This window comes from Actinacidiphila oryziradicis, from assembly GCF_005047355.1.
Taxonomy (GTDB): Bacteria; Actinomycetota; Actinomycetes; order Streptomycetales; family Streptomycetaceae; genus Actinacidiphila; species Actinacidiphila oryziradicis.
Map to the genome: position 1 here is coordinate 77,657 of NZ_SUMC01000014.1, position 24,168 is coordinate 101,824.

Annotated in this window: 27 protein-coding genes and 2 pseudogenes; 10 read left to right on the plus strand and 19 right to left on the minus strand. The window is 69.9% G+C overall.

The window, feature by feature from the left end:
* Positions 1-20 precede the first annotated feature (20 nt).
* The 3 genes from FCI23_RS17115 (at position 21) to FCI23_RS17125 (ending at position 2,210) form a co-directional block, all read left to right on the plus strand.
* Positions 21-824: a trypsin-like serine peptidase gene (locus FCI23_RS17115; RefSeq protein ID WP_136724763.1), complete on the plus strand. Its 804-nt coding sequence runs from the start codon at positions 21-23 to the stop codon at positions 822-824.
* A 70-nt stretch (positions 825-894) separates the two neighbouring features.
* Complete coding sequence (locus FCI23_RS17120) at positions 895-1,710, plus strand: SAM-dependent methyltransferase (protein ID WP_136724764.1); 816 nt, start codon at positions 895-897, stop codon at positions 1,708-1,710.
* A gap of 74 nt (positions 1,711-1,784) precedes the next feature.
* Entirely contained in the window at positions 1,785-2,210 is a 426-nt protein-coding gene (locus FCI23_RS17125; RefSeq protein WP_136724765.1) for a YchJ family protein, read from the plus strand.
* Here FCI23_RS17125 and FCI23_RS17130 read toward each other — a convergent pair.
* Together FCI23_RS17130 and FCI23_RS17135 are read right to left on the minus strand one after the other, a co-directional pair.
* Complete coding sequence (locus FCI23_RS17130; RefSeq protein WP_169316821.1) at positions 2,180-4,027, minus strand: ArnT family glycosyltransferase; 1,848 nt, start codon at positions 4,025-4,027, stop codon at positions 2,180-2,182. The genes FCI23_RS17125 and FCI23_RS17130 overlap by 31 nt on opposite strands.
* 403 nt (positions 4,028-4,430) lie before the next feature.
* Positions 4,431-4,583: pseudogene (locus FCI23_RS17135) on the minus strand (FAD-dependent oxidoreductase); the annotation flags it as partial.
* Positions 4,584-4,715: 132 nt separating this feature from the next.
* Between FCI23_RS17135 and FCI23_RS59670 the strand changes: the two are divergent.
* From FCI23_RS59670 to FCI23_RS17145, 3 genes are all read left to right on the plus strand, one after another.
* Complete coding sequence (locus tag FCI23_RS59670; RefSeq protein ID WP_246143767.1) at positions 4,716-4,844, plus strand: IclR family transcriptional regulator C-terminal domain-containing protein; 129 nt, start codon at positions 4,716-4,718, stop codon at positions 4,842-4,844.
* A gap of 65 nt (positions 4,845-4,909) precedes the next feature.
* Positions 4,910-5,095, plus strand: coding sequence for a hypothetical protein (locus tag FCI23_RS59675; RefSeq protein ID WP_246143768.1), 186 nt, complete (start codon positions 4,910-4,912; stop codon positions 5,093-5,095).
* Between the two features lie 39 nt (positions 5,096-5,134).
* Positions 5,135-5,359, plus strand: coding sequence for a helix-turn-helix domain-containing protein (locus FCI23_RS17145; RefSeq protein ID WP_246143769.1), 225 nt, complete (start codon positions 5,135-5,137; stop codon positions 5,357-5,359).
* 31 nt (positions 5,360-5,390) lie between these two features.
* Here FCI23_RS17145 and FCI23_RS17150 read toward each other — a convergent pair whose 3' ends face one another.
* The 3 genes from FCI23_RS17150 to FCI23_RS17160 form a co-directional block, all read right to left on the minus strand.
* The gene (locus tag FCI23_RS17150; RefSeq protein WP_169316822.1) at positions 5,391-6,443 is read right to left on the minus strand and encodes a YVTN family beta-propeller repeat protein; all 1,053 of its coding nucleotides are present in this window, start codon (positions 6,441-6,443) and stop codon (positions 5,391-5,393) included.
* An 84-nt stretch (positions 6,444-6,527) separates the two neighbouring features.
* Positions 6,528-7,826, minus strand: a complete 1,299-nt coding sequence (locus FCI23_RS17155) for a Dyp-type peroxidase (protein WP_136724768.1) — start codon at positions 7,824-7,826, stop codon at positions 6,528-6,530.
* Positions 7,827-8,222: 396 nt separating this feature from the next.
* Entirely contained in the window at positions 8,223-8,888 is a 666-nt protein-coding gene (locus FCI23_RS17160) for a TetR/AcrR family transcriptional regulator (protein WP_136724769.1), read from the minus strand.
* 94 nt (positions 8,889-8,982) lie between these two features.
* Between FCI23_RS17160 and FCI23_RS17165 the strand changes: the two genes are divergently transcribed.
* Positions 8,983-10,347, plus strand: a complete 1,365-nt coding sequence (locus tag FCI23_RS17165) for a GH1 family beta-glucosidase (protein ID WP_136724770.1) — start codon at positions 8,983-8,985, stop codon at positions 10,345-10,347.
* Positions 10,348-10,402: 55 nt separating this feature from the next.
* Here the strand turns inward: FCI23_RS17165 and FCI23_RS17170 are convergent, their stop codons facing one another.
* On the minus strand, positions 10,403-11,128 hold the full coding sequence (locus FCI23_RS17170) for an IS200/IS605 family accessory protein TnpB-related protein (RefSeq protein WP_407645977.1): 726 nt from the start codon (positions 11,126-11,128) through the stop codon (positions 10,403-10,405).
* Positions 11,129-11,388: 260 nt separating this feature from the next.
* Between FCI23_RS17170 and FCI23_RS63765 the strand changes: the two genes are divergently transcribed.
* Positions 11,389-11,676, plus strand: coding sequence for a hypothetical protein (locus FCI23_RS63765; RefSeq protein ID WP_407645978.1), 288 nt, complete (start codon positions 11,389-11,391; stop codon positions 11,674-11,676).
* Here FCI23_RS63765 and FCI23_RS59680 read toward each other — a convergent pair.
* A complete protein-coding gene (locus FCI23_RS59680; protein ID WP_246143770.1) occupies positions 11,659-11,985 on the minus strand; it encodes a copper amine oxidase in 327 nt (108 codons plus the stop codon). The two genes, FCI23_RS63765 and FCI23_RS59680, sit on opposite strands and share 18 nt — an antisense overlap.
* Positions 11,986-12,064: 79 nt before the next feature.
* A pseudogene (locus FCI23_RS59685) lies at positions 12,065-12,367 on the minus strand (cyclase family protein); the annotation flags it as partial.
* A 187-nt stretch (positions 12,368-12,554) separates the two neighbouring features.
* On the opposite strand from FCI23_RS59685, the gene FCI23_RS17180 reads away from it, so the two are divergent.
* The gene (locus tag FCI23_RS17180) at positions 12,555-13,238 is read left to right on the plus strand and encodes a GntR family transcriptional regulator (protein ID WP_136724771.1); all 684 of its coding nucleotides are present in this window, start codon (positions 12,555-12,557) and stop codon (positions 13,236-13,238) included.
* Positions 13,239-13,323: 85 nt separating this feature from the next.
* Here the strand turns inward: FCI23_RS17180 and FCI23_RS17185 are convergent, their stop codons facing one another.
* From FCI23_RS17185 to FCI23_RS17210, 6 genes are all read right to left on the minus strand, one after another.
* Positions 13,324-14,007, minus strand: a complete 684-nt coding sequence (locus FCI23_RS17185; protein ID WP_136724772.1) for a response regulator — start codon at positions 14,005-14,007, stop codon at positions 13,324-13,326.
* Entirely contained in the window at positions 14,004-15,611 is a 1,608-nt protein-coding gene (locus tag FCI23_RS17190; RefSeq protein WP_246143771.1) for a sensor histidine kinase, read from the minus strand. Before FCI23_RS17190 ends, FCI23_RS17185 begins: the two co-directional genes overlap by 4 nt.
* Positions 15,612-16,005: 394 nt before the next feature.
* The gene (locus FCI23_RS17195) at positions 16,006-17,112 is read right to left on the minus strand and encodes an ABC transporter substrate-binding protein (protein WP_136724774.1); all 1,107 of its coding nucleotides are present in this window, start codon (positions 17,110-17,112) and stop codon (positions 16,006-16,008) included.
* Between the two features lie 54 nt (positions 17,113-17,166).
* Positions 17,167-18,084 (minus strand): ABC transporter permease, encoded by a 918-nt coding sequence (locus FCI23_RS17200; RefSeq protein WP_246143772.1) that lies wholly within the window; start codon positions 18,082-18,084, stop codon positions 17,167-17,169.
* Positions 18,084-18,983, minus strand: a complete 900-nt coding sequence (locus FCI23_RS17205; protein ID WP_136724775.1) for an ABC transporter ATP-binding protein — start codon at positions 18,981-18,983, stop codon at positions 18,084-18,086. The genes FCI23_RS17200 and FCI23_RS17205 overlap by 1 nt, the downstream gene beginning before the upstream one ends.
* Before the next feature lie 145 nt (positions 18,984-19,128).
* Positions 19,129-19,302: an integrase core domain-containing protein gene (locus tag FCI23_RS17210; protein WP_136724776.1), complete on the minus strand. Its 174-nt coding sequence runs from the start codon at positions 19,300-19,302 to the stop codon at positions 19,129-19,131.
* A gap of 4 nt (positions 19,303-19,306) precedes the next feature.
* Here FCI23_RS17210 and FCI23_RS17215 point away from each other — a divergent pair, with 4 nt between their 5' ends.
* On the plus strand, positions 19,307-19,561 hold the full coding sequence (locus tag FCI23_RS17215; RefSeq protein WP_265737748.1) for a DUF5372 family protein: 255 nt from the start codon (positions 19,307-19,309) through the stop codon (positions 19,559-19,561).
* Positions 19,562-19,808: 247 nt separating this feature from the next.
* Here the strand turns inward: FCI23_RS17215 and FCI23_RS17220 are convergent, their stop codons facing one another.
* The 5 genes from FCI23_RS17220 to FCI23_RS17240 all read right to left on the minus strand — a co-directional run bounded on the left by FCI23_RS17220 (position 19,809) and on the right by FCI23_RS17240 (position 24,137).
* Positions 19,809-20,186, minus strand: a complete 378-nt coding sequence (locus tag FCI23_RS17220) for an RNA-binding S4 domain-containing protein (protein WP_136724778.1) — start codon at positions 20,184-20,186, stop codon at positions 19,809-19,811.
* Positions 20,187-20,749: 563 nt separating this feature from the next.
* A complete protein-coding gene (locus FCI23_RS17225; protein ID WP_136724779.1) occupies positions 20,750-21,853 on the minus strand; it encodes a class I SAM-dependent methyltransferase in 1,104 nt (367 codons plus the stop codon).
* A complete protein-coding gene (locus FCI23_RS17230; protein ID WP_136724780.1) occupies positions 21,850-23,061 on the minus strand; it encodes a glycosyltransferase in 1,212 nt (403 codons plus the stop codon). The genes FCI23_RS17225 and FCI23_RS17230 overlap by 4 nt, the downstream gene beginning before the upstream one ends.
* On the minus strand, positions 23,058-23,879 hold the full coding sequence (locus FCI23_RS17235) for an alpha/beta fold hydrolase (protein ID WP_136724781.1): 822 nt from the start codon (positions 23,877-23,879) through the stop codon (positions 23,058-23,060). The genes FCI23_RS17230 and FCI23_RS17235 overlap by 4 nt, the downstream gene beginning before the upstream one ends.
* Positions 23,880-23,882: 3 nt before the next feature.
* A complete protein-coding gene (locus FCI23_RS17240) occupies positions 23,883-24,137 on the minus strand; it encodes an acyl carrier protein (protein ID WP_136724839.1) in 255 nt (84 codons plus the stop codon).
* Between the last annotated feature and the right edge of the window lie 31 nt (positions 24,138-24,168).

Sequence of the window (24,168 nt, forward strand, 5' to 3'; positions counted from 1 at the left end):
CCGACGGGAGGCCGCACCGCATGAAGGGTCACCAGCAGCGCAGGCGGCGCGGCTTCTCCAGAGCCGCCGCACTGATCCTGGCCTGTCTGCTCATCACGATCGCCAATACGGGCAGCGGCGGCGCCACCTCCGCAGCGGCAGGCGACGGGGGAACCCTCCCCGGCATCTCGCACTCCGTGCTCACGACGCAGCGCAGCACCGCCAGGGTCGGTGCCCTCTTCCGGTCCGGCCTTTCCGGCGGGCACCACTGCACCGCCGGCGTGGTGCGGAGCTCCGGAAGAGACCTGCTCGTGACGGCTGCGCACTGTCTCAGCGGCAGCACCGCGAACGCCCGCTTCGTACCGGGCTACCTCAACGGCGCGGCCCCCTACGGCACATGGACCATCAAGAAGGTGATCGTCAGCCCGAAATGGACCAGCGACTCGGACGAGAACCTCGACGTTGCCTTCGCGATCGTCCAGCCGCTGGGCGGCCGCCACGTCCAGGATGTGGTCGGCGGCTACAAACTCGGCATCGGCAAGAGCTCTACCAGTACCGTCCGGCTCACCGGCTATCCGTCGTCCGCCGAGGCCCCCCTCACCTGCACCAATCGCATCGCCCCCTACACCGCCCACCAACTGCGCATCGCCTGCACCGCCTTCACCGGCGGCACGAGCGGCAGCCCCTGGGTCACCGGCCTGGACCCCGGCACCGGCGCCGGCACCGTGATCGGCGTCATCGGCGGATACCAGCAGGGCGGAGACACTCCCGACGTCTCCTACAGCCCCTCCTTCGGCAGGGAGGTCGCGGCCCTGTACCAACAGGCCGTCAACGCGGGCGGTTAACCGAGGCGCGGTCACGATAGGTTGATCGATATCAACTCTGTGACACAAAGCGCAGCAGGAGAGGTATCCCATGAAAAGTGACCCGTCCGTCTCCGGCCCGGAGACGTCGTCCGAGATAGACACCACCGTGCCGCACTCCGCCCGGATCTGGAACTACTGGTTGGGCGGTAAGGACAACTATCCCGTCGACCGCCAGGCCGGCGACCTGTACCGGGAGGTCGCCCCGAGCGTCGTCGACATGGCGCGCGCTTCCCGGGTGTTCCTGACCCGCGCCGTGCGCCATCTGGCCGGCGAGGAGGGGGTGCGCCAGTTCTTAGACATAGGCACCGGGCTGCCCACCGTCGACAACACCCACGAGGTCGCCCAGCGGACGGCTCCGGGTGCGCGCATCGTCTATGTCGACAACGATCCCCTCGTGCTGGCGCACGCCCGCGCCCTGCTCACCAGCACCCCCGAGGGCGCCACCGACTACGTCGACGCCGACCTGCACGACCCGGACACGATCCTGGCCGAGGCGGCGAAGACCCTGGACTTCGGCGAGCCGGTGGCCCTCATGCTGATGGGCATCCTCGGCCACATCCAGGACTACGACGAGGCGCGGGTGATCGTGCGCCGGCTGCTGGACGCCCTGCCCTCCGGCAGCTACCTGGTGCATTACGACGGCATCGACACCGACGAGCAGCTGAAAACGGCCCAGCAGGGTTACGACGACACGGGCGCGATCCCGTACGTCCTGCGCAGCCTCGATCAGATCACCCGCTACTTCGACGGCCTGGAGCTGCTGGAGCCCGGCATCGTGTCCTGCCCCCTGTGGCGTCCCGAAGCCATGCCCTTCGGCGAACCGAAACCGACGAACGTTCACGGTGGCGTCGGTCGCAAAGGGTAACGCTCCGACGGCACGGCGGCTGCCCCGACGCCCGTCGGGGCAGCCGGCAATCCGCTACCGGCACAATGGAGGACATGTCCCGACGCAGCTCACGCCCGCAGCGGCCCCCCGTCTCCGCCTCGTCCTGCCCGTGCGGGCTGCCCGCGGCGTATGACGACTGCTGCGGGCGTCTGCATGCCGGACAGGCCGCCGCCCCCAGTGCCGAGTTGCTGATGCGCTCGCGCTTCAGCGCGTTCGTCGTCCAGGACGAGGGGTATCTGCTGCGGACCTGGCATCCCGGCACCCGGCCGCGTCGCGTCGAATTCGACACCGGGCTGCGGTGGCTGGGCCTGGACATCCTGGATGTCACCGAAGGCAGCGCCTTCCACACCACGGGCACCGTCACCTTCCGTGCCCGCTACAGCCACCGGCGGAGCGCGGGCGAACTCCACGAGCACAGCCGGTTCGTCCGGCACGAAGGCGCCTGGGTCTACGTGGAGGCGCTCCCCACGCCGCAGTGATAAAGCGCCTGCGAGGCCGCACCACTGTGGCGGACGTCCGTGACGACCGCGCAATGGGACTGGACCCAGCGCAGGACGGGAGCGGTCGGAGACTGCGCCCAGCGGCTCGCGACCAGTTCCGAGCCGCGGATGATGACGTAGTGCAGCTCGCCGGAGCCGATCAGGTGACGGAACTGGCCCAGCGTGGGGAACGGTACCTGGCCGGTGAAACCGCCCATGGGGAGTATGGAAGCGTTGGCCGAGAGGATGTAGGCCGCGGCGTCGTTCCAACTGGGCACCGCTGCGAGGTACTTGGCTCCGCCCCGGTGCGCCTCGAGGTATGTCAGCATTTGCCGCTGCGATGAGGTGAGCCGGGCGGATCCGCGTTCCACCCTGCTGGTGGGGCCGACCCTGCCCATGCTGCCGATCGTGTTGTAGCGCGGGGAAAGCGCCGAGGCCGACCAGGCGGCCGGCACGAGGAGGATCGACAGGAGGCCGACGACAAGACCGGCCGCGACGATCCGCGGCCGGTGGGGCACGCTCGGCCGCCGGGCCGCACCGAGCGCTGCCAGCGCGAGGACGCAGAGCGCGATGGCGGTGGGGGCCAGCCAGGGCAGGAAACGAGGATAGTCCAAGGTCAGGAGCGCGCTCCAGCTGACGTTCACAAGGGTCACCGCCGGCAGCACCCAGGCTCGTCGGCCACCGGACCGGCAGGCCTGCCAGCACCGCGCGAGCCCGGCCCCGCTCAGCGCGCACAGCGCCACCGCGACGACACCCATGTAGTACGTGTGACCCGTCACACTGCCGAAGCTGAAAGCGGTGAAGAAAGTGGCGAGCCACACCCCCCACATGAGGTAGCCCGCGAACACCCGGTCCGTGCGGGCCGCACGGCGCCGCCATGCGACGGCGAGGCCCCAGACAAGCCCTAGCGCGGCCAGCGGGTACAGCCATCCTGTCTGCGAGGCGAGCCCCGGGCTGAACATCTTCAGCACGCTGTTGCCCATCGCGGGGTGGCTGGTGTGGGCCGCGGTCTGTGCGCTGCCCTGGACAGCGCTGATGCTGCCCGTTTTGGCCGCGTCGACACCGACCGTGCCGAACCGGTTCAGGAAGTTGTAGCCAACGACCATGCTGAGGGCCGAGTTGTTGGTGGTGCCGTCGATGTAGGGGCGGTCCTGGGCGGGTGTCACGGCGGCGACCGCGATCCAGGACAGCGATACCGTGAGGGTCACCACGCCTGCCAGCGCGACATGGCCGAGCCTGCGGCGCAGGGTGGTGGGCGAGGCGACCAGGTAGGTCACGCCCAGCGCCGGCAGCACCGCCCAGGCCTCCACCATCTTGCACTGGAAGGCCACCCCCACCCAGACTGCCGCCAGCAGCAGCGTGCGCAGCCGGGCCCGCTCGACGGCCCGCTGGGTGGCCTCAGCGGCGAGGAGCAGCAGAAGTACGAACGGCGCGTCCTCCACGATGGAACGCCCGAGCCCCACGGTCACGGGGGTGAGCGTCAGGAATGCCGCTGCCAGCAGCCCGGGGACCACGCCTGCCCAGCGGCGTACCAGCAGGTGGAGAAGGAGTACGCAGCCGATGCCCTCGATCCCTTGAGGCAGTACCAACGACCACCCATGGAAGCCGAACAGCATGGCCGAGACGGCCTGCGGCCACATGAAGCCGGGCAGCTTGTCGAGGGTGATGGAGTTTCCCGGGTCGAACGAGCCGTAGAAGAACGCGACCGGGTTGTCGGTCATACTGCGTACCGCGCTCGCGTAGAACACATGATAAATGCTTTGGTCGATGCCCCATGTAAAGAGCACGGCGGCGGTCGCCGCTATGAGCAGCAGCACCGGAAGTTCGTACCTCGGCTGCGTTGTCCGGGGTTTCCAAGGTTTCGGGGACTGTCCCCCACCGCCATCCGCGGGTCGCGGAAGAGCAGCTGCCGCCGCGCCGCGCGGAAGTGGCTTCGCGCCGGTCGCTCCAGCAGTCCCGGTGCTCGCCGGGCGGCCCTGAGTGGGGGTGTACATGGGATCGGCCTTTCAATTCCCGCGCATTTCCTTCGCAGGCGCGTGGTGCAGGTGCAAGGTGCGTCCATGGTCGTGCCAAGAATGCGACGGCAAACCTGTACACAACCTGAGCACGTGGCACCGGCCTCCACGAAGTAAGCGCAGGGCAAATCCCGATCAATACTTGATCCGTAAACGGGGTGTGCGCCGGACTCGCGGCATCGGCGCGGGCCCGGCGGCGGCATGCTCAGCGCAGACGGTCCTTGGCCTTGTAGTACGCGCCGGCGAACGGCAGGAACCAGGCGGTGCCGTTGTAGAAGGGGACCGGCACCTTCGGGAAGCCGAGGCCGCGCAGCGGGTCGGTCTCCGGGTGGCCGTCCATGACCTCGGCCATGGCCCGGGACGCCGTCAATGAGACGATCCACCTGTCCGTCCCGCACTGCGTCGTCATGGTCGACCGGGTCGACTGCGACCAGACGGTGCGCACCTACCACCAGGTCGGCGACACCTCGCCACCGCGACCGGACATGTGGTGCCCGCCCACCTCCCGAGAGCGGACGTCGACGCCGTCATCGACGGCGGGCTGGAGAGCTACGGCGACTCCGCCATCACCGACCCGCAGGAACTGCGGGCCGAGCTCCCCCGCGTACGGCAGGACTAAGAGGCCGCCCCACCTATTCGCGCGGCCTCTAATACGCGCTCAACCGCAACCAGGCCCTGCCGGACGTGTGCGCCATCTCCATGCCGGACTCCCGCTACGACGCCGGAAAGCTGGAGCAGTGGGGCCGGATGGTCGCCGACACCGCCACGGAGATCGCACCCGGCGCCTGGAGTGAGAGCGAGCGGGGGCGCTGGAGTCTCGGATGGCGCTGGGCCTCGCGCGCCCCTGGCGGCCGGTCGTCGAACGGCTGAGCCGCAGCGTTCGTGCCTTCCGTCCGCAGGCGGTGGTCAGTGTCGGTTCCGAGGTCGCGGACATCGCACAGGGCGCCCGCTCCTTCCAGCAGGCGACGTGGCGACCAGTCCCGGCAGACGTTCCACCAGCGCCTGCGGAGCACCGAGCACCTGCTGGGCTGCGACTTGGAATCCGGGAAACAGCGTGCTCGGCTCCATGTGGCCGTCACGGCCCTGGACGTGCTGCGGCCTGCGGGTGGCGGTCCCTCCGCCTCCGCCGGGTAACGGGCCGCGACCAGGGTCCTGGGGCCTGTCGTCACGGACTCACCGCCACGCCGAACGGGCTGGTGCCGACCGTGGTGGTTGCGACGACCTTGAGGGTCTTGGGGTTGATGACCGCGAGCGTGCCCGCTCCCTGGTTCGTGACGTACACCGCGCCGGAGGTAACCGCCACGTTGAACGGGTCGGTGCCCGGGGGGCCCAAGGAAACGGTCGCGGAGACGCGGTGGCTGCGGGTGTCGACCACGGACACATTGCCCGGGCCGAGAACGGCGACGTAGGCCTTCGAGCCGTCGGGGGCCAGCGCCACGTCGAAGGGGCCCTCGCCGACCGGCACGGTCGCCACGACCGTGCGGCTCTTGATTCCCACGACCGACACCTTCGCTGCCGTCTCATCGGCGACGTAGGCCGATCCGCCGTCCGGGGTCACGGCGACGCCTACCGGCGAGTTGCCGGCCGGAAGGTCCCGGACGACCCGATGCGTACGGGTGTCGATGACGGACACGCTCCGAGACCCGGTGTTGGCGACATAGGCCGTGGCACCGTCGGGACTGACCGCCACGCTCACCGGAGAGACGCCGACCGGGACGGACGCGGTGACATGGTTGGTCCGGGTGTCGAGCACCGAGACGCTGTTCGAACCGCCGTTGGCAACGTAGAGGGTCTTGCCGTCCGGGCTCAAGCGGACACCAGTGGGGCTTTTCCCGACCGGCACAGTCCCGACGATCTTGTTGGTCCGGGTGTCGAGCACCGAGACCGCGGCCGATCCGTTGTCGGCGATGTACGCGTGCCTGCCGTCCCGGGCGATTGCGATGCCCTCGGGGGCTTTGCCTGCCGGTACGGTCGCGACGACCTTGTTGGTCCGGCCATCGATCACGGAGACGGTGTTGTCGAGCTGGTTGGTGACATACACATGGCCGCCGGTAGCCGCGAGCGCGTTGGCGGAGGGCTCCGGGGACGACGCCTGGAGAAGCCACACGGCGAGCAGACCGGAGGCCGCCACGAGCCCGATGCCGGTCCACAGCAGTGGCCGGAAAACCTTGCTGCGCTGCCGGTCGGCGGCGGTTCGGGTTCGCCGGGGGAAATGCATCTCGCCTCCTGGGCACATCACGGAACGTCGAACGGTGGCCCGGGCCGGCTCTCGCCTCTCGCACGGCCGGCCCGGAATCAGCGGTCAGGTCAGCAGCCCGCGGGCGTAGTAGTCCTTGTCGTCGCGCACGCCCGGAAGGGCGAAGAAGTAGCCGCCGCCCCGCGGACTGATGTACGGCACCAGCGCCTCGGCCTCCAACCGGGTCTGCATGGCGACGTACGTGTTGAGCTCGCGCTGGAAGCAGCAGAACACGTGCCCCAGGTCCAGGCCGCCGTTGACGTCGGGGCTCCGCTCGTAGTCGTAGCTGCGACGCAGGATGGTGCTGGTCGCCGCGGTATCCGGGGTCTGCGGATTGGCGAGGCGGACATGGGAGTTCAGCGCGGTGATCAGGCCCTGAGGGTCGTTGGTGTAGATGGGATCGAGGGTGTCCGAGGCATCGTCGGACACGGCGTACATGGGGGCGCCGCTGATCTTGCGTCGCCCGAAGATCCGCTCCTGCTGGGCGACGGATACCTTCTGCCACGCTTCGAGGTAGAAGTGCACGACGCGCACCACCTGGTAGGTGCCGCCCGCCGCCCAGGCGGGCTCGGCGGTGTGCGGCTGCGCCCAGACCAGTTGGTCCATCTGGGAAGTGTTCGAGGTGTCCGGGTTGGTGATGCCGTCCTTGAAGCCGAACCAGTCCCGTGGAATACCTGTGGGACGCGGCGGATTGCGCTGGCAGTGGAAGCGCCAGCGCTCCTTCATCGCGCCCTTGGTGTGTTCCAGGATGTCGAGCAGCGTGTGCACCGTCGTGTCGCGGTGTCCGGCGCACACCTGTAGCAGCAGGTCGCCCTGGGACAGGGTGGAGTCGAGGTCGTCGTGTTGAAACGGCGTCATGGTCTTGAGCTGGGCAGGCTTGCGCGCACGCAATCCGTAGCGGCTGTCGAAGAGGGACGCGCCGACGGCGACGGTGATGGTGAGATCGTCCGGCACGACCCCGGGTCCCAGGATGCCGTTGTCCGGTGGCGGTGCGTCCGGGGACGCCTTCGGCCCCGTCCCGCCGGCGGTGAGGAAGCGGGCCCGCGCGGTCAGCGTGCGGAACAGCGAGGTGAGTTCCGTACGGCCGGAGGCGGTCACGTCGTAGGAGGTGAACGCCCCGACCGACTGTGGAGCATCGGCGATGCCCGCCTGGTGGCGTCCGTGGAACGGGATCAGCTTCCCGCTCGCCTGCTTGCCGTTCGCCCCGTCGGCGAGGGCCGCGTTACCGTCCAGCAGGCTTCCACCCGCCGCCCCGACGACACCCGCGGCTGTGCCCTGAAGGAATGACCGACGGGCGAAGAGACTGGCCGGACACCCATCGCCGCGCCACTGGTCTTCCTGGGCACGGAGCCTGTCGTCAGTCATGCCTTTCCCTCTCGGAAGGAGCACGGTGGAGCGAAGCGTCTTGGAATCCGGGCCGCGGCCGGCCGCAGACCCGTTGATTACCAACAGCGACATAGAACCACGGTGAGTGTTCAGCCGCATCCTGGTCCCCAGTGCCTGGCGCAGCGGGTGCCGGGGGGCCGGCTCGGGAGCGGGTGTGCAGGTCGCGATCGACTCGGCGAGCAGTTGTCCGGTGAGCGGGCCCAGGGCCAGGCCCCACATGTTGTGCCCGTCGCAGAAGGCCGCACCCTCAGCGGCCCCGGCGGTTGCACGGCCGGGGGCCTGCCGGTCGGGGTCCAGCTCGTCGGACCCCCTCGCGCGGACTTCGCCTTCCCGCAGGCCGGCCACGCCTTCGAGCAGGAGACCCGGAACGGGGATTCATTCCCGGCGGGCTTCGCCGCCGAGATAGCCGCGCAGGAGGCGCTTGCATTCGGCGATCAGGGCCAAATCGCCCTGGGGATCCGTGCGGAAAGCGAGGCGGAGGACGGCGTCGGCACATTCGAGTGCGACGCGCATGGCGGTGCGGACGGCGGAGCGGTCCTGCCCGGCGCCCGGAGCGCCGGGGGCGAGGAGGTCGGCGCCGAAGACCCAGAGTCGTTCGGCGACGGCGGCGTTGTTGTCCAGGACGGCGTCCAGCAGGTGGATGCTGCCGGAATCGTCGCCGCCGACGAGGCCGAAGTCCACCACGCCGAAACCGGGAAGGGCACGGCGCATGGCGACGTACTCCTCCACCGCCAGATCCACCAGGGCGCCGATGTGCGCGGGCCGTTCGGCCTCGGTCCGGCGGGCGAGCCGGTCGATGTACTGCTCCAGGTTGCGGTGGGCCAGCGCGCCCAGCAGTCCCTGGAGGTTGGGGAAGAACTGGTAGAGCGTGCCGATGGGCACCCCGGCACGGAGGGCTATGGCCTTGGTGGTGAGGCCGCCGTGACCGACCTCGTCAAGGAGGACGGCGCAAGCGTCCAGGATCCGCTCCACGCGTTCCTGACTGCGCTGCTGGACGGGACGGCGGCGCACCGGACCGTCAGCGGGGAGGGAAGCCTGCATGACACCACTCTGCCCCATTGAGCACACGGTCGGCGAAGGACTAACGTGAGCGCCACTCACATTTCTCCCGCCCGGGGCAAGGATCGGACCGCCGATGTCAGCACCGCAACCCCCGCAGCTCCCCGCCGGTTTCAGCTGGGGAGCGTCCACCGCCGCGTACCAGATCGAGGGCGCCGCGACCGAGGACGGCAAGGGCGTCTCCATCTGGGACGCCTTCACCACCCGCCCCGGTGTCGTCCGCGACGGCCACACCGGCGCGGTGGCCTGTGACCACTACCACCGCTGCCACGAGGACGTCGCCCTGCTGAAGGGCCTCGGCGTGGACGCCTACCGCTTCTCCTTCGCCTGGACCCGGATCCAGCCCGAGGGCCGCGGCGCCGTCGAACCACGCGGCCTGGGCTTCTACGACCGCCTGGTGGACGAGCTGCTGGAATCCGGCATCACCCCCGTCCCCACCCTCTTCCACTGGGACCTGCCGCAGGCCCTCGAGGAGGACGGTGGCGGCTGGATGAACCGCGACACGGCGTACCGCTTCGCCGAGTACGCCGGGATCCTCGCCGAGCGCTTCAGCGACCGGGTGGGCCGCTGGATCACCCTCAACGAGCCCTTCATCCACATGGCGTTCGGCTACGCCTTCGGCGTGCACGCGCCCGGCCAGGCCCTCATGGTGGACGCGCTGCCCGCCGCCCACCACCAACTGCTCGGCCACGGCCTGGCGGCGGCGGCCCTGCGCGAACACGGCGCGAGCGAGGTGCTGATCACCAACAACTGCACCCCGGTCCGGCTGCTCCCCGGCGCGGACGAGGCCGACCGCGCCGCCGCGCAGGCCTATGACGCCCTGCACAACCGGCTGTTCAACGACCCGCTGCTGCTTGGACGCTACCCCGACATGTCCGCGTACGGGAGGAGCGAGGACCTGGGCGGCGTGGTCCGCGACGGCGATCTGGCCGTCATCGCCGCGCCGCTGGACGGCCTCGGGATCAACTACTACAACCCGACCTGGATCACGGCCCCCGGCCCCGAGGCGGGCCTGCCCTTCGACATGGCCGAGCCGAAGGAGGAGTACGAGCGCACCGCCTTCGACTGGCCGGTCGTCCCCGACGGCCTGACCGAGCTGCTGGTGGCGTTCAAGGACCGCTACGGCGATGCGCTGCCTCCGGTCTGGGTCACCGAGAACGGCTGCTCCCAGCCGGACGAGATGGTCGACGGCGTGGTGGACGACCAGGCCCGGATCTCGTACTTGTCCTCGCACATCGACGCGGTGGCGGAGGCGGTGGCCCAAGGCGTCGACGTCCGGGGCTACTTCACCTGGTCACTGCTGGACAACTTCGAGTGGGCCGAGGGCTATCACCAGCGCTTCGGCCTGGTCCACGTGGACTACGACACCCAGGCACGCACGCCCAAGGCCTCGTACTCCTGGTACCGGGACCGCATCGCGGCACACCGCACACCGCGCTGAGCGGCCGGGGCGCGGTGTGCGGTGTGCCGCGATGCGGGGGCTACTACCGCGACGGCTACAAGGACCCCGCCGACGCCGAACGGCTGGATGCGCTGGTCGCCCGCGTTCGCGTACCTGGTGGCGGCACCCGTCGTGCGGGTGGTCCGGTCCGAGGTGGGCGGGTTTCCTCGCGCCCGAGGGCGTCTGGCCGGGCCTGGGCGCTCCGATGCCCGGCACCATCGCTCTGGTGGTGCGGGGGCGGTGGCGTCCGACGCCGGGCCGGATGTCCTTGGGCGCGCCGTCCGATCACGATGCTCGCGCAGTCGTGACCGGTGGTCTGGGGGTGGGTGGCGCGCAGCGGGGTGAGCCAGTGCCGCGCGCCCCAGCGGGAGGTGTACGCCGGATCGACGGCGACGATGGCGATGCCCCGTTCGGCGGCCATGGTCACCAGGCGGGTGCGGAGCTTGGTGGTGGGGAAGCGGGAGATGAGCTGCCGGAACCGCTTCTTGCGGCCGTGCCTCTCACGGGTCTTTGATTCGGCGAAGTCCAGGTCCTCGACCACGATCGCGCTCACGCCGGTGCGGCGGGCCCAGTGCAGCAGCCGGGTCAGGGCGATGGGGGCGCCCCCGGACGAAGTTTGGGGGAGGATCTGCGCGTCACGGTGACCGGCGGTGCCCGACAGGTCGTAGAAGAACCGGTGCGGCTGCCCGACGGGATTGCCGTGGACGTCGAGCTGCCAGGAGGCCAGGTGATCATCGTTGGCATCCACGCCGATGCAGCCGGCCGCCAGCGCGGCCTCCACAGAGAGCTGCGGCGCCGGGGCGGGCTGCCAGCAGGCCGTGAGATACCAGCGCTCGTCTTGCCGCCGCGCACCACCCGGACCCGGCCCGCGGTGGTGTCTGCCGCGATCTTGGCCCGCCGGACCTGAAAGACCTGGATGCTGGTATCGCCACCCTCACCCACCGCCTGTCGCAGCCCATCGGCGCGAAGGGCTCCAAGCGGGCGCCGGGCGGGTGCGCGGCCTGCCCCCGCCGCGCCAGCGCCCACTGGTCATGGCTGGCCTTGGTGATACTTCCGGCCCACCGCGATGAGGAGGCGGCGGTCAGCGCGCGCTTCCGCGCCGCCCACGTGTCCTTGTCGTGCCCCAGCCCGTCCCGGCACCGCCGCGCCATGTCACCCGACGCCAAGCCGCCCAGGTGCCCGCCCACCGCACGCAGCCCCCGCTCCTCATCAGCGGTCAGCCGCAGCCGGGTACGGACCGACACCCCGGAAGGCCCCGGCGCCACGAACGGGGCAGCCATCACCCGCAACACCCCCACCCCAACCACCCCCTCACCCCAGGAGACCTGAACCGTCCTCGCGCACCGGCAGCGTCGCGGTGTTCTCGACGTGCAGCCGGTACGCGGTGGCCTCGCCCATCCGGTTGCGCGCCTGCGCGCTCTCGATCCGCCAGTGCAGCGCCCGGTCGGCGTCATTGCGCCGGCCCGCCGCGGCCTCGCTGGCGATCGGTGTGGAGAGGGTACGGCAGGCGTTCCCGTACGGGTCCAGCGCCCGGTCCGGCTCGGGCTGGGCGGTGACCTCCTTGAGCCGGCACAGCGGGCCGTCGACGGCCATGTCGAGCCGGACCGCGAAGAAGTGCTGGTGGGTGGTGACAGCCACGTTGGGCGCGACCCGGCGGGCGTAGGCCGGGTGCCAGGCCGACCCACGCGGCGGACTTCCACGGAGTGCGCAACACGGTCGCGGAGTTGGTGGTCCGCAGCAGCACCCGGACCTCGTCGCCGATGTCGCCAAGACCGGCTGTGTCCAGGTCCGCGGCGGTAATCTGCTCCTCGACGTGGGTGAGGTCCAGGACCCGGGCCGGTCCGTTGAGCGCGGCCAGGTCGATCTGGTCGACGGTCTTGCCACCGTCGACGAAGTGGGCCGGTGCGTCGATGTGCGTGCCGGTGTGTGCCCCGATGCGCCATCTGCTCACGTTCGAGACAGCACCATCGGCCCGTGACTCCACGATCTCGATCTCGGGGCGGCGACCCCAGTGCAGCATCCCGGGCCTGATCGGCACGGAGATGTCGAGCGCCCTTGCCAAGTCCACTGCAACCTGCTACTGGATACATATAGAATCATCTTGGATCCAAAATCGCCATAGTTGATCCACCCGGATGTGCGTGACACACTCCCCCCGCAGTCGTGCCCGGACCGGGCCGAATGACCGAAAGGCCGGACACACTCCGATGACCCCAGAGACCGGCGAAGCCCCCCTCGTCGACGAGATCGCGGCCAGCATCCGGGATCGGATCATGAGCGGTGAGTTCGCGATCGGCGCCCCGCTCCGCCAGGCAGCGCTGGCCGGGGAGTTCGGGGTGAGCCGCACTCCTGTGCGTGAGGCCCTGCGCCAGCTCCAGCACGGCGGCCTCATCGAGGTCCATCCCCATCGCGGCGCCGTTGTCCGGGTGCCCGCGCCGTGGGAGGTGCGGCAGGCGTACGAGGTACGCGCCGAGCTGGAGGGCCTGGCCGCGCGCCGCGCCGCCGACCGGCTCTCCTCCGCCGAGCTCGACCGCCTGCGGCACCACAACGAGGTGCTGCGCGCCGCCCTCGGGGAGGGCGGCTCTCCGGTCACGGCGAAGGCCAATGACGAGTTCCACACCACTGTATGTGCCGCCGCCGACAACGCCTGGCTGGTCAGAATGGTGGCCCAGGTCAACGAGAGCTTCCCGCGCAACGTCTCGTCGCTGGTCCTCACCGAGAACGAGCGGCACCGGCAGGAGAACGTCCAGCAGCACGACGCGATCATCACCGCGCTGGCCGCCGGTGACGCGGACCGGGCCCGGGACGCCATGCACGCGCACATCATCAGCTCGGGCAGGCATCTGGCCGCGTGGTACGAGCGCCGCTCGCAGTCGGTCTTCCGGGGCTGAACAGCCGGGCCGGGGACAGGAAGTCCAGGTCCGGCCGGGGCAGCCCGCACGCCATGTCGGCCAGGGCCGCGCCGATTGCACCCGGTCAGACCGCCGCGCGATAGCGGTGTTCGGGGCGGCCGGCGGCGCCGTAGCGGAACTCCAGGTGAGCCAGCCCTTGGCGGACCAGATAGGACAGATAGCGCTGCGCGGTGGGGCGGGAGATCCCGGTCGCCTCGGCGACCTCTGCTGCCGACAGGTCGCGTTCCCGCACCGCCTCGCGGACCAGCGCGAGGGTAGGGGCGGAGAGTCCCTTCGCCGGCGCCTGCGGCACGGGCGCGGGACGGACGACGCTGAACAGGGCGTCGACTTCGGCCTGGTCGGTCTCTGCGGCCAGGCCCAGTGAGTGGACGCGGTCGTGCAGTTCCCGAAAGGCGGTCAGCCGCTCGCTGAACGCGGCGAAGCCGAACGGCTTGACCAGGTACCCCACCGCACCGAGCTTCATCGCCGAACGGACCGTGGCCACGTCCCGTGCTCCAGTGATCACAATGGCGTCGGGCCGGGCACCCCCCGCGTTGCCGGTCAGCTGGTGCAGCACATCGAGTCCGCTTCCGTCGGGCAGGTGGACGTCCAGAAGCAGCAGATCCGGCTGGAGTTCGCGAGCCGCCAGCACGGCCATCTCGACCGTCGATGCCTGACCGACCGCCTCGAATCCCTCGGTGCGGGCCACGTAACGGGCGTGGATGCCGCTGACTCGGAAGTCGTCGTCCACGACCAGAACTCTGATCACCAGCGATCGTCTCCCAACGCTGCAAGTTCGAACAGGTTTGCCTTGGCGATCTGAGCGGCAGGGGCCGGGTCGCTGTCGTACAGCGGAAGCGTGACGGTGAACACGGCGCCGGCCCCCCTGCTCACCGTGATCGTCCCGCCGTGGTGCTGAACGAGTCGATTGACCAGGGCCAGCCCGAGGCCACGCCGTGCCGTTCCCCGGTCCGGCCGGGTCGACCAACCGTCCTCGAAGATCGATTCGACGGCTTCGGACGGCACGCCCGGACCCGAGTCCGCGACCTGGACCGTGATCGCGGATCGCGTCTCCAGGAGCGACAGGCGCACATGTGCGGCTCCCGGTGCAGCAGCTTCGGACACCGCCGCGTCCACCGCGTTGTCCAGAAGGTTGCCGACGATGGTGAGCAGCCCGCGCAGATGAGGCGGTTGCTCACCGAACTGCGACTCCTCGGTAAGGGTGATCCTCACCCCGCGCTCGGCGGCGACCGTGGACTTCGCCACGATCAGTCCGACCATCAGAGGGTTGCCGACTCGTTGCCGTACCGACTCCGTCAAGGCGGGTTCGGCTCCGGCCGACTCCACCGCGTACTCCAAAGCAGCCTCGTGCTCACCCAGGTCCAGGAGCCCGGCAAGGATGTGCATGCGGTTGGCGAACTCGTGCTGCTGGGCGCGCAGGGCGTCGGTGAGCCCGCGCACCGAGTCCAGCTCGCGTAGCAGTCCGACCATCTCGGTGCGGTCGCGCACGGTCACCACCGCCCCGAGTTCGCGCCCGTGCAGCCCGACCGGCATCCGGTTGACGACCAGGCAGTACCGGTCAGTGAGCACGGTGAGATCGTTGCCGGTGAGGGTGCCGTCCAGGGCATCGCGCAGGCGGCCTTCCGGGAGGACCTCCTTCGGCTGCAAGCCCAGCGCCGTGTCGATCTGCAGCAGCCGCCGGGCCTCGTCGTTGACCAGGGTGATCCTGCCACGCGGGTCGAAGGCGATCACGCCTTCCCTGATGCCGTGCAGCATCGCCTCCCGGTCCTGCAGCAGCCCGGCGATCTCCTCCAGTTCCAGGCCGAACGTGGACCGCTTGAGCTGCCTGGCCAGCGCGTACGAGGCGGCGCAGCCGACCGCGAGGGCGATGCCGGCGTACAGCGCGAAGGTGGGCAGTTCCCGCCAGAGCTTTCCCGCGGCGTTGTTCTCCGGGATACCGACCGAGACCTCGCCGATCACGCCGCCCGAGGGGCCCAGGAGCGGTGCCTTCCCGTTGGCCGATCGACCGGTGGCCCCCTGGTCGATGCCTACGTGTCCCTTCCCGTCGAGTACGACGATCGGTTCGGCGACCCGCCGCCCGACGAGTCCGATAACCGGATGGGAGTGCCGGATGCCGTTCAGGTCGATCACCACTACGTAGGAGGCCCCGGCGGAGTGGGCGATCCGCTCGGCGGTCGCCTGCACAAGGGATCCGCTGGCTGGGTCTGTCATGCCCTCGCGGATCTGCGGGTCCCCGGCCGCCACCTGGGCGATGGACAGCGCGCGCTGCTCGTACTCGTTGTCGAGTTGAGCGCGCTGCGCCCAGGCGAACAGGATGAAGCCGATCACGCTGGTCACTGCGAGGATCGCCACTTGACTGGCCAGGATCCGGGTGGACAGCCTTCGGCCTTGGCGCCGTCTTGGTGTCCTTGGGAACATCGTCTCTCACCGCTTGACTCTCGACTGGCACCATTGCCACGCCCGTGGAGCGATTATCACTGGTCAGGGATGATTTGCCCAGCCCCTGACCGCTGAGCAGAACGCGCATAACGTGCTTGTGCCGGAGGCGCAGTCCAGATCCTGGCCGCCACCCGGCGCCCTCCCGACCTGGTTCGCGGGGCTGTCCGACACGGGGCGGGTCAGCCGGCACAGGAAGAACGGCCGGCACCCGGGCTCGGGGCACCGGGCGGCGGCCGGAGAGGTGCCGTAACCAGCGTCGGATCCAGGCTGTCCAGGACTGGATCCGACGCTGGTTACGTGGTCGGGGTCAGCCGCCGCTGACCTTGAAGCCCTCCAGCTTGTTGGCTGCGATGACGTACTGGTTGGTGTAGGTGTCGCTCACCTTGACCTTGCTCACGTCGACCCCGGAGATCTTCGCGGTGGCCTCGACGGTTGCCGGGCCGCTGGCGGGCATCATCCCGTCCGGCAGGAACTGGCCCTTGTCCTGGGCGAGCGCGGTGGTGTAAACGGCCTTGGTGATGAGACCGTTGTTGGTGTAGGACGCGGGCAGCGCGTTGGCGATGTCCGCGGCCGTGTGGGTGTTGATCCAGTGCATCGTCGCGACCAGCGCGTCCACCACCTTCTGCGCGGTGTCCTTGTGCGACTGGGCCCAGCTGTTCAGGGTGAGCACGCCGGCCGCCGGCCAGGTGCCGCCCAGCCACTTGGTGGCGCCCGCCGAGCTGGAGAGGTCGAGGACGGAGGTGCCCGCCCCGGCCTTCTCGATGGCGCTGACCGTGGGCTGGGTGGTGATGGCGCAGGCGACCCGGTTCTGCTGCAGGGCGGCGAGCAGCGTGGAGCCTTCACCCACACCCACCCGGTGGAACTGGGTGGTGGACAGGTTGTAGTGCGCGGCCACCTGCTGGATCAGGTCGTCGGTGCCGGAGCCGAGGTCGGTGACACCGATGCTCTTCCCCTTGAAGTCCGCGGGAGTGGTGACGCCCGAGCTCTTCGAGCACATCACGCGCTCGCCGGGGGCGCCGCTGAGCTGGGCGAGGTTGATGACGTCCTTGCCCTTGGCCTGGAAGTCGAAGGTGTGGATGTACCAGGCACCGGCCATGTCGACCTGGCCGGATGCCATCGCGGTCTCGGCGCCGACACCGCCCGAGGTCTCGGTGCTGAGCTGCATGTTGACGCCGTACTTCTTGTAGAAGCCGAGCTGTTGGGCCAGCTCGTACGGCAGGTAGATCTGCTTGTCGATGCCGCCGACCATCATGGAGACCTTCGGCAGGCTGCCGCCGCCGCTGGAACTGCTGGAGCTGCTGGAGCTGCTGGTGGAGGAGCCACAGGCCGTCAGCCCGAGGGTGGCGAGCAGACCGCCCGTCGTCGCCAGGGCCAGGGTGCGGCGGGCTCTCTTGGTGAGCTTGGTGGTGAACATGACCGGTACTCCCTTGTACGGTGAGGGTGGATCGAGAGCTGAGTTTCAGTCGGTTCAGAGACCCGCGACCTCGGTCGAGGACGGGGGGCGCCAGGCGAGCAGCTTCTTCTCCAGGAGGCTGATCCCGCTTTCGGCGGTGAGCGCGATGATGCCGATGATCACCATCGCCGCGAATACGCCGTTGGGGTTGAAGTGGTTCTGAGCGTCGGAGATGACCAGGCCCAGGCCCTGCTGGGCACCGAGGAACTCGCCGACGATCGCGCCGATGACGGCGAAGCCGAAAGCGACGTGGAGACTCGCGGTGATCCAGGTGAACGCCGAGGGCAGCACCACGTGGCGGGTGATCTGCAGCCGCGAGGCGCCGAGGACGCGGGCGTTGTTGACGAAGACCTGGTCGACCTCACGGACACCCTGGAAGGCGTTGAAGAAGACGACGAAGAAGACGAGGACGGAGGCCAGCAGAACCTTCGCGGGGGTGCCCAGCCCGAGCCAGACGAAGAAGATCGAGCCGAGCACGATGCGCGGCACGGCATTGACGATCTTGATGTACGGCCCGATCACATCAGCCAGGAAGCGCACCTGGCCGAGCAGCACGCCCAGCACGACACCGCCCAGGACGCCGTAGACGAAGCCCAGCAGGGCCTCTTCCATGGTGACGCCGATCTGCGTCCAGATGGAGCCGAACGAGGTGCCATGTTGGAACCAGTCCCCCAACTGCTTGACGATGCCGGACGGCTGGCCGAAGAAGAACGGATCGATGATCTTCCACTGCGTGAAGAGCTGCCAGCCGCCGACCACGAAGATGCCGAGGAGCGCCCGGCCGACGTTGACCTTGATCTTGCGGTTGCGGGCCTGGCGCAGCGCCCTGGCCTTGACGGTGGCCTCGTCGGCGGCGATCTCGGACTGCAGCACGGAGCGCACCTGGTCGGGGGTCTGCATCTCCCGCTCCTTGGACTCGGACGTGGTGTTCATCAGCGGTCTCCTTCCGCCTTCGAGGTGCCCGAGGTGCCGCCGGTCAGCGCGTAGGCGCGCTGCACCTCGTCCTTGAGCGACTCCCAGATCTGGTGGTGGAGTTCGAGGAAGCGCGGGTCGAAGCGGATCTCCTGCACCGCACCGCGTGGGCGCGGCAGGTCGATGTCGTAGACACCCTTGATCGTGCCGGGCCCGGAGGTCATCACGACCACGCGGTCGGAGAGGGCGACGGCCTCCTCCAGGTCGTGGGTGATGAAGAGGACCGAGGGCTTGAGCTCCTCCCAGAGGCCGAGCAACTCGTTCGACATGATCGCTTTGGTCTGCACGTCCAGTGCCCCGAACGGCTCGTCCATCAGCAGGATCGACGGCTCGTTGATGAGCGCGGCGGCCATGGCGACGCGCTTGCGCATACCGCCGGAGAGCTGGTGCGGGTGGTGGTCCTCGAACCCGCGCAGGCCCACCCGGCCCAGCCACTCCCGGGCGTTGGCCTGCGCCTGCTTCTTGCCGACACCACGGAATATCGGGCCGAGCGCCACATTGGCGAGCACCGTTTTCCAGGGCAGGAGGGCGTCCTGCTGGAACATGAAGCTGACGCCGTCGGTGATCCCGTTCACCTCCTTGCCGCCGACGCGGACGGTGCCGCCGCTCGGCTTGTCGAGACCGGCCACCATGCCCAAAGTCGTCGACTTGCCGCAGCCGGTCGGTCCTACCACCGCGCAGAACTGGCCCGGCTCGACAGTGAAGTTCACATCGCGAAGCGCGGTGAACAGCTTTCCCGCCGGGGAGGTGAAGCGCCTTGTCACACCCAACAGTTCAATGCCGGCGCTCTCACGCCCCGGCGCCTTGGCGCCCGGATCGGGCGCCGGGCCCACCGCCTGGTCACTGCGTACAGCCGTCATGTCCGTCTCCTTTCGTCCTCGCCGCTGAGGACTCTGAAGCTAGGACGGCCCGCAGGTAACTTCCATGTTTCGTGTTTAAGTTGCCATTAAGCTCTTTGCCTGTACTTTTGTGCATTGTGCTCACACGGTCCGGCATCCGCCGCCGTCAGGGCTTCGGCGTTCTCGACGGACTCTTGTAGTCGCACACGCTGTGCAGCCGCCTGGCGTTGTAGAAGTCGGTGATCCAGGTGGCGATCCTGATCCGGGCCTCGGCCCGGGTGGCGAAGGTGTGCCGGTAGACGTACTCGACCTTCAGGAGGCTGTTGAACGCCTCGCTCACAGCGTTGGCGGGAGTTGGAGTTCATCGAGCCCGTCTCGGCTGGCGCGGGGAACTGATGCACTACCTCGACGGGTCCGGTGGCCGGGCCAGGATCCCAACGGAGTGGACGGACGAGGCACCGGTGGATCCGCTTGTGGTGGCGGCTGCGGGGCGGTGCCCGTTTCGCACCGATGACCTGGTGGAGCTCAGCGCGCTGATGGACGCGCTGCGCGGGCCGGGCCACGGCCCGGCCGAGGGTGTCGCGGGGTTGATGCCATAAGTGTCGGACTGATTCCGCTCGGCGGAGGGAGCGCGGTTGCCCAGACAGGGGGCGTGCGTGTGCGAATCACTACCTGTGAGCTGCTGTTTTCGCTCCTGGTCGCTGGTCTTGCGCTCTTGTCGACGACTGTGTGCGCCCGAATCCTGGAGACAGGGTTCCCGACAGGAGGCGGCCATGGTGATGGCGGTGGGTGGAACGGTGAAGGCGTTGTCCGCTGCCGACCGCCGGGGCGGCATCGACGCCTCGCTCAGCTGGTACGCAGGCGTTCGATCTCGCGCCGGTCACGCTTCGTAGGGCGACCCGCACCGCGGTCACGGTGGGCGACCACCGCGGTCTCCTCGCGCGGTGGCGGCGGCGGGCTGTTGTCGATGAAGCACTCCGCCGCGACAGCGGCCCCGACGCGCTTCCGCACAATGCGCGAGACGACGACGATCCGCTCGCGCCCGGCATCGCGCAGCCGCACCTCGTCCCCGGACCGCAGCACGTGGGCCGGCTTGACGCGCTCGCCATTGACGCGGACGTGACCGGCACGGCAGGCCGTGGCGGCCAGCGAACGTGTCTTCGTGAGCCGTACGGACCAGATCCAGCTGTCGACCCGTACGACTCCGTCGTCTGGAGGAGCCATACCACGACTATATCTACGGTGAGGCGCTCGTCGGCTCCCCGGGCGCGACGGAGGAGCCGCGCTGCGGCAGACCGGGCAGGGCTCTACTGCGCGACACAGGGCGGCGCGGGCCTCCTCGTCGCTGGCGACGGCGGACCGCTGCCGGATGCCTGCGCAGTCTCCGAAGGCGACCGGGCGCCCTGAGCACCGTTACCGGGTCCGGCGTGGCGCCTCCGGCGGGCTTGTCCCCTGACCCGCCCCTTCCCGAAACCAGCGGCTGCGCCCCTGGACCCCTGGCCATGTGCGTGCCGGTGGCCGCGTTGTGCCCACCCTCCCCCAGCTACCTCCCCCAACCTTCGGCCGGGAGGTGCCCCCAGGAGGTGCCCCCATCTCGCTTCGCTCGCCCTGCGGAACGCCTGCCCACCACGGTCGCACTATCCAGCCTGTCCGGCGTTTGAGGACTGGGGTCCCGCCACGCCCGCCAGGGCGTAGGCGGCGGGTCTGGGGCGGAGCCCCCACGCGGCGCCCGCCGTATATCGGCCGCAGCCGGGAAGGGGCGGGGAGGGCAAAGCGCCGCAGGCGCCCTAGTCGCGGCGGGCCAGTAGGCGGTAGGCGTTGGACACGCCGAGCCGATGTGACAGGGGTCTGACGGCGAACCGGTCCAAGAGGGTGCCCAGGACCAGGGCCGGGACACCGGCGAGCACCATCGCACCGCGCAGCGTGCGGCGGAACGCGTTCGGCCGCTCGGGCTGCCAGGGGAAGTCGTCGCGCGGGGCGACCGCGTCCAGCGCCAGCCAGGTGGCGGCGAGCAGGTCGACGGGGTCGTGCGGCTCGGCGTGCTGTTCGGCCACCACCGTGAAGCCGAGGTCGGTCAGCCTGCGGCGCAGGTTCGCCACCGGGACGAAGTGGAGGTGCTGCGGCTGGAGCCAGGGCAGCCACCAGCGGCCGAGCAGGCGGGCGTAGCGGCTGTCGGGGTCGGGAACCTCGATCAGCAGATGGCCGCCGGGGCGGATCGCCTGGTGCGCGGCTTCCAGCTCTAGGCCGGGTTCCGTGCTGTGCTCCAGGTAGTGGAACATGCTCACCACGTCGTAGTTGCCGGCCACTTCCGGCGCGAGTTCGACGAAGCTGCCGCGGAAGCCCCGCTCCACCCGTCCGGCGCGCTCGGCGAGTTCGGCGCCGTCGGTGAAGTCCAGTCCGTCGAAGGCCGTCCCGGGGTAGACAGTGCGGGCCGACTCGCAGAAGTGGCCGTGTCCGGTGCCGACGTCCAGCCAGTTCTTGGGGGCGGAGGCGAAGGGCAGCAGGGACTCGGCGCGCTGCCGGTACATCTGGGTCCGTCCCGCGAAGGTGTTGCTGAGCTGCTTCTCCCCCAGCCCGTCGTAGAAGTCGCGGTAGTAGAACTCCAGCCCCTCGCCGCTCAGGCGCGGGTTCTGGAAGGTGTGCCGGCAGTCCTGGCACCGGTCGAGGGTGAAACGGCCGGGCTTGTGCTGGAGCAGGTCGGTGGTGCGCAGCCGCGTCTTCAGCTGGGACGAGCCGCACCAGGGGCAGGTGGTGCGTTCGGGTTCGAAGAAGCGGTCCAGGCCGCGGGCCAGGTCGGCCTGGTAGGCCGGTCGCAGAGCGGCGACCTGCTCGGCGCGGCTGGGGCCGGGCTGGGCCTCGGGCTGGGGCTCGGGCTCGTGCTCGTCACTCATTGGTCCGCCTTGGAGGTCGCGCCGATGGCCAGTTTTTCGAGGTGGGACGCTGCTGCGGGGGCGCCTCCGGCGGCGCGGAAGGCGGTACGGATCCGGTCGGACGCGACACGGTAGCCGGGCTCGTGGAGCACGGCGTCGATGGCGGCGCCGAGCCCGGCGGCGGTGGCCCGGCCGAACCTGACCCGGATGCCCGCTCCCGCGTCGGCGACCTGCCCGGCCACGACGGGCTGGTCGTCACGGATGGGGGCCACCACGAGGGGGACGCCGTGCCACAGGGCCTCGCACACGGTGTTGTGCCCGGCGTGGCAGACGACCGCGTCGACCCGTTCGAGCAGGGGGAGTTGAGGGACGCCGGGGAGTATCAGGACGTCCTTGTCGTCGCTGTCGGCACCGGCACCCGCGGCGCCGAGCGCGCCCGCCGGGTCGACGATCACCGCCTGCAGCCGGTCCGAGCGGCTGCGCAGCGCGTCGAGGCACTGGGTGAGGAAGCGGGCTCCGACGTCGGTGTTGGCGGTACCGAGGGTGACGAGCACCGTGCTGCGGGCGGGATCGAGCCAGTCCCAGGGGAAGCCGGGGGCGGCGGGGCGGTCCGCGATCGAGGGGCCGACATAGCGGATCTGCCCGCCCGTCATGGCCCCCGGGCCGACGAGTTCCGGGGTGCTGAACGCGAGCACGAGGTGCGGGGAGAACCGGGCGTCGGCGGTACCCGACGGATCGCCAATGCGCTCCCGCAGGTCGTGAAGGATCCCCTCGAGCCAGACCCCGACCTTGGGCATTCCCACCAGCACGTCGGTGAACTCCGCCGAGGTGGTGGCCGAGGTGGCCCACGGCACGCCCAGCCGTTCGGCGACCAGGCCGCCGGCGAGGGCCTGCTGGTCGGCGACGACCACATCGGGGCCGAACTCCTCAATGGCCGCCCGGACCCCGGGGGCCATCTCCTCCGCGAGCGGCAGGAGGAACCGTTCCCAGAGGAACTTCAGCGCCTCCGGGCCCCGGATCTCCGGTGGCCGCACCCCCTCGCCCGAACCCGGTACCGGCCCGGCACACGGGAACACCGCCGCCCCGTCCCCGGCGAGCCGTGCGACGAGTTCGGGGGCCGCGCACACCCAGGCCACCCGGTGTCCGCGCGCGGCCAGTTCGGCCGCGACGCCCGCCGCCGGGTTGATGTGGCCGACCAGGGGCGGCACGACGAACAGGAATCCGCTCACCGGGCCTCGACTCCCGCCATTGATGCCCCTTCATGCCCGTGGATGAGGGACAGGATGTGTCCGCCGACCAGGCCCGAGGCCTCGACCATTACCGAGTGCTCGTGCCCTGGCACCACGACGGTCCGGCAGTCGGGCAGCAGTGACTCCAGCCAGGGTGCCTGCTCCGCCAGGTCCGACTCGGCGCCGTATATGGCGAGTACCGGGCAGGACACGGACCGGATCTCCTGCTCGGTCAGAACCCGGCTGGCCGGGATGTCACTGGCGATGGTGGTGGCCCGCACCAGCCGCGCCGCGCCCTTCGCCAGGCGCGCGGTGTTGTGGTTGCGGTTCGCGGCGATCCAGTCCAGTGCGTCGGCCTCGTGCTGGGCCAGTTCGGTCACGACGCGCCGCAGGATGCCGCCCAGTTTCGCCGCCCAGGCCTCGGTCGCCGGCTCCGACTCGATGACCGAGACGCTCGCCGCCCGCTCCGGCCGCCGGACGGCGTATCCGAAGGCGACGGTGCCTCCGTAGGAGTTGCCGACCAGATGGACCGGGCCGGTCACCTCCAGCCGGTCGAGCAGCGCGTCCAGGTCGTCGACGTAGGTGTCCAGGGTGTAGCCGCTCCCGGGTCGCCCGCTGCGGCCGTGGCCCCGCTGGTCGTACATGACGACATCGAGCCCGGACGCCGCGAACGCCGGTGCCACGGTGAAGTAGTAGCTGGCCAGGCTGTCGGTGAGGAGTCCGTGAATGAGCACCACGGTGGCGGTGGCGGGGCGGCCGTTCCTGGGGGCCAGCCGCTGCACGTGCAGCTGGATGTCACCGGTGTCGACCATCGCCATGGGTCAGCTCACCTCGGTGGCTTTGAGGCACTGGACCACGTGCTCGACGAGCCGGCCGACGGTAAGTTCGATGATCTCGTCGAGTTCCATGCCCGCCAGGAATTCGGCGAAGTTGACCTGCTGGCCGTACCGGGCCTCCAGGTGGCCCGCCAGGGTGACCAGGTCGATGCTCTCCAGTTCCAGGTCGCGGTTGAACCTGGTCTCCATGCCGATCTCGACGTCCTCCAGGCCGTACTCGTCGAGGAGCGTCGCGAGCATGCCGGCGATGTCGGCGAGTACCGACTTCTCG

Coding starts and splice junctions, on each gene's coding strand:
- FCI23_RS17115 (WP_136724763.1), top strand. CDS start 21: ATGAAGGGTCACCAGCAGCGCAGGCGGCGCGGCTTCTCCAGAGCCGCC.
- FCI23_RS17120 (WP_136724764.1), top strand. CDS start 895: ATGAAAAGTGACCCGTCCGTCTCCGGCCCGGAGACGTCGTCCGAGATA.
- FCI23_RS17125 (WP_136724765.1), top strand. CDS start 1,785: ATGTCCCGACGCAGCTCACGCCCGCAGCGGCCCCCCGTCTCCGCCTCG.
- FCI23_RS17150 (WP_169316822.1), bottom strand. CDS start 6,443: ATGCATTTCCCCCGGCGAACCCGAACCGCCGCCGACCGGCAGCGCAGC.
- FCI23_RS17155 (WP_136724768.1), bottom strand. CDS start 7,826: ATGACTGACGACAGGCTCCGTGCCCAGGAAGACCAGTGGCGCGGCGAT.
- FCI23_RS17160 (WP_136724769.1), bottom strand. CDS start 8,888: ATGCAGGCTTCCCTCCCCGCTGACGGTCCGGTGCGCCGCCGTCCCGTC.
- FCI23_RS17165 (WP_136724770.1), top strand. CDS start 8,983: ATGTCAGCACCGCAACCCCCGCAGCTCCCCGCCGGTTTCAGCTGGGGA.
- FCI23_RS17180 (WP_136724771.1), top strand. CDS start 12,555: ATGACCCCAGAGACCGGCGAAGCCCCCCTCGTCGACGAGATCGCGGCC.
- FCI23_RS17195 (WP_136724774.1), bottom strand. CDS start 17,112: ATGTTCACCACCAAGCTCACCAAGAGAGCCCGCCGCACCCTGGCCCTG.
- FCI23_RS17200 (WP_246143772.1), bottom strand. CDS start 18,084: ATGAACACCACGTCCGAGTCCAAGGAGCGGGAGATGCAGACCCCCGAC.
- FCI23_RS17205 (WP_136724775.1), bottom strand. CDS start 18,983: ATGACGGCTGTACGCAGTGACCAGGCGGTGGGCCCGGCGCCCGATCCG.
- FCI23_RS17220 (WP_136724778.1), bottom strand. CDS start 20,186: ATGGCTCCTCCAGACGACGGAGTCGTACGGGTCGACAGCTGGATCTGG.
- FCI23_RS17225 (WP_136724779.1), bottom strand. CDS start 21,853: ATGAGTGACGAGCACGAGCCCGAGCCCCAGCCCGAGGCCCAGCCCGGC.
- FCI23_RS17235 (WP_136724781.1), bottom strand. CDS start 23,879: ATGGCGATGGTCGACACCGGTGACATCCAGCTGCACGTGCAGCGGCTG.
- FCI23_RS17240 (WP_136724839.1), bottom strand. CDS start 24,137: ATGCTCGCGACGCTCCTCGACGAGTACGGCCTGGAGGACGTCGAGATC.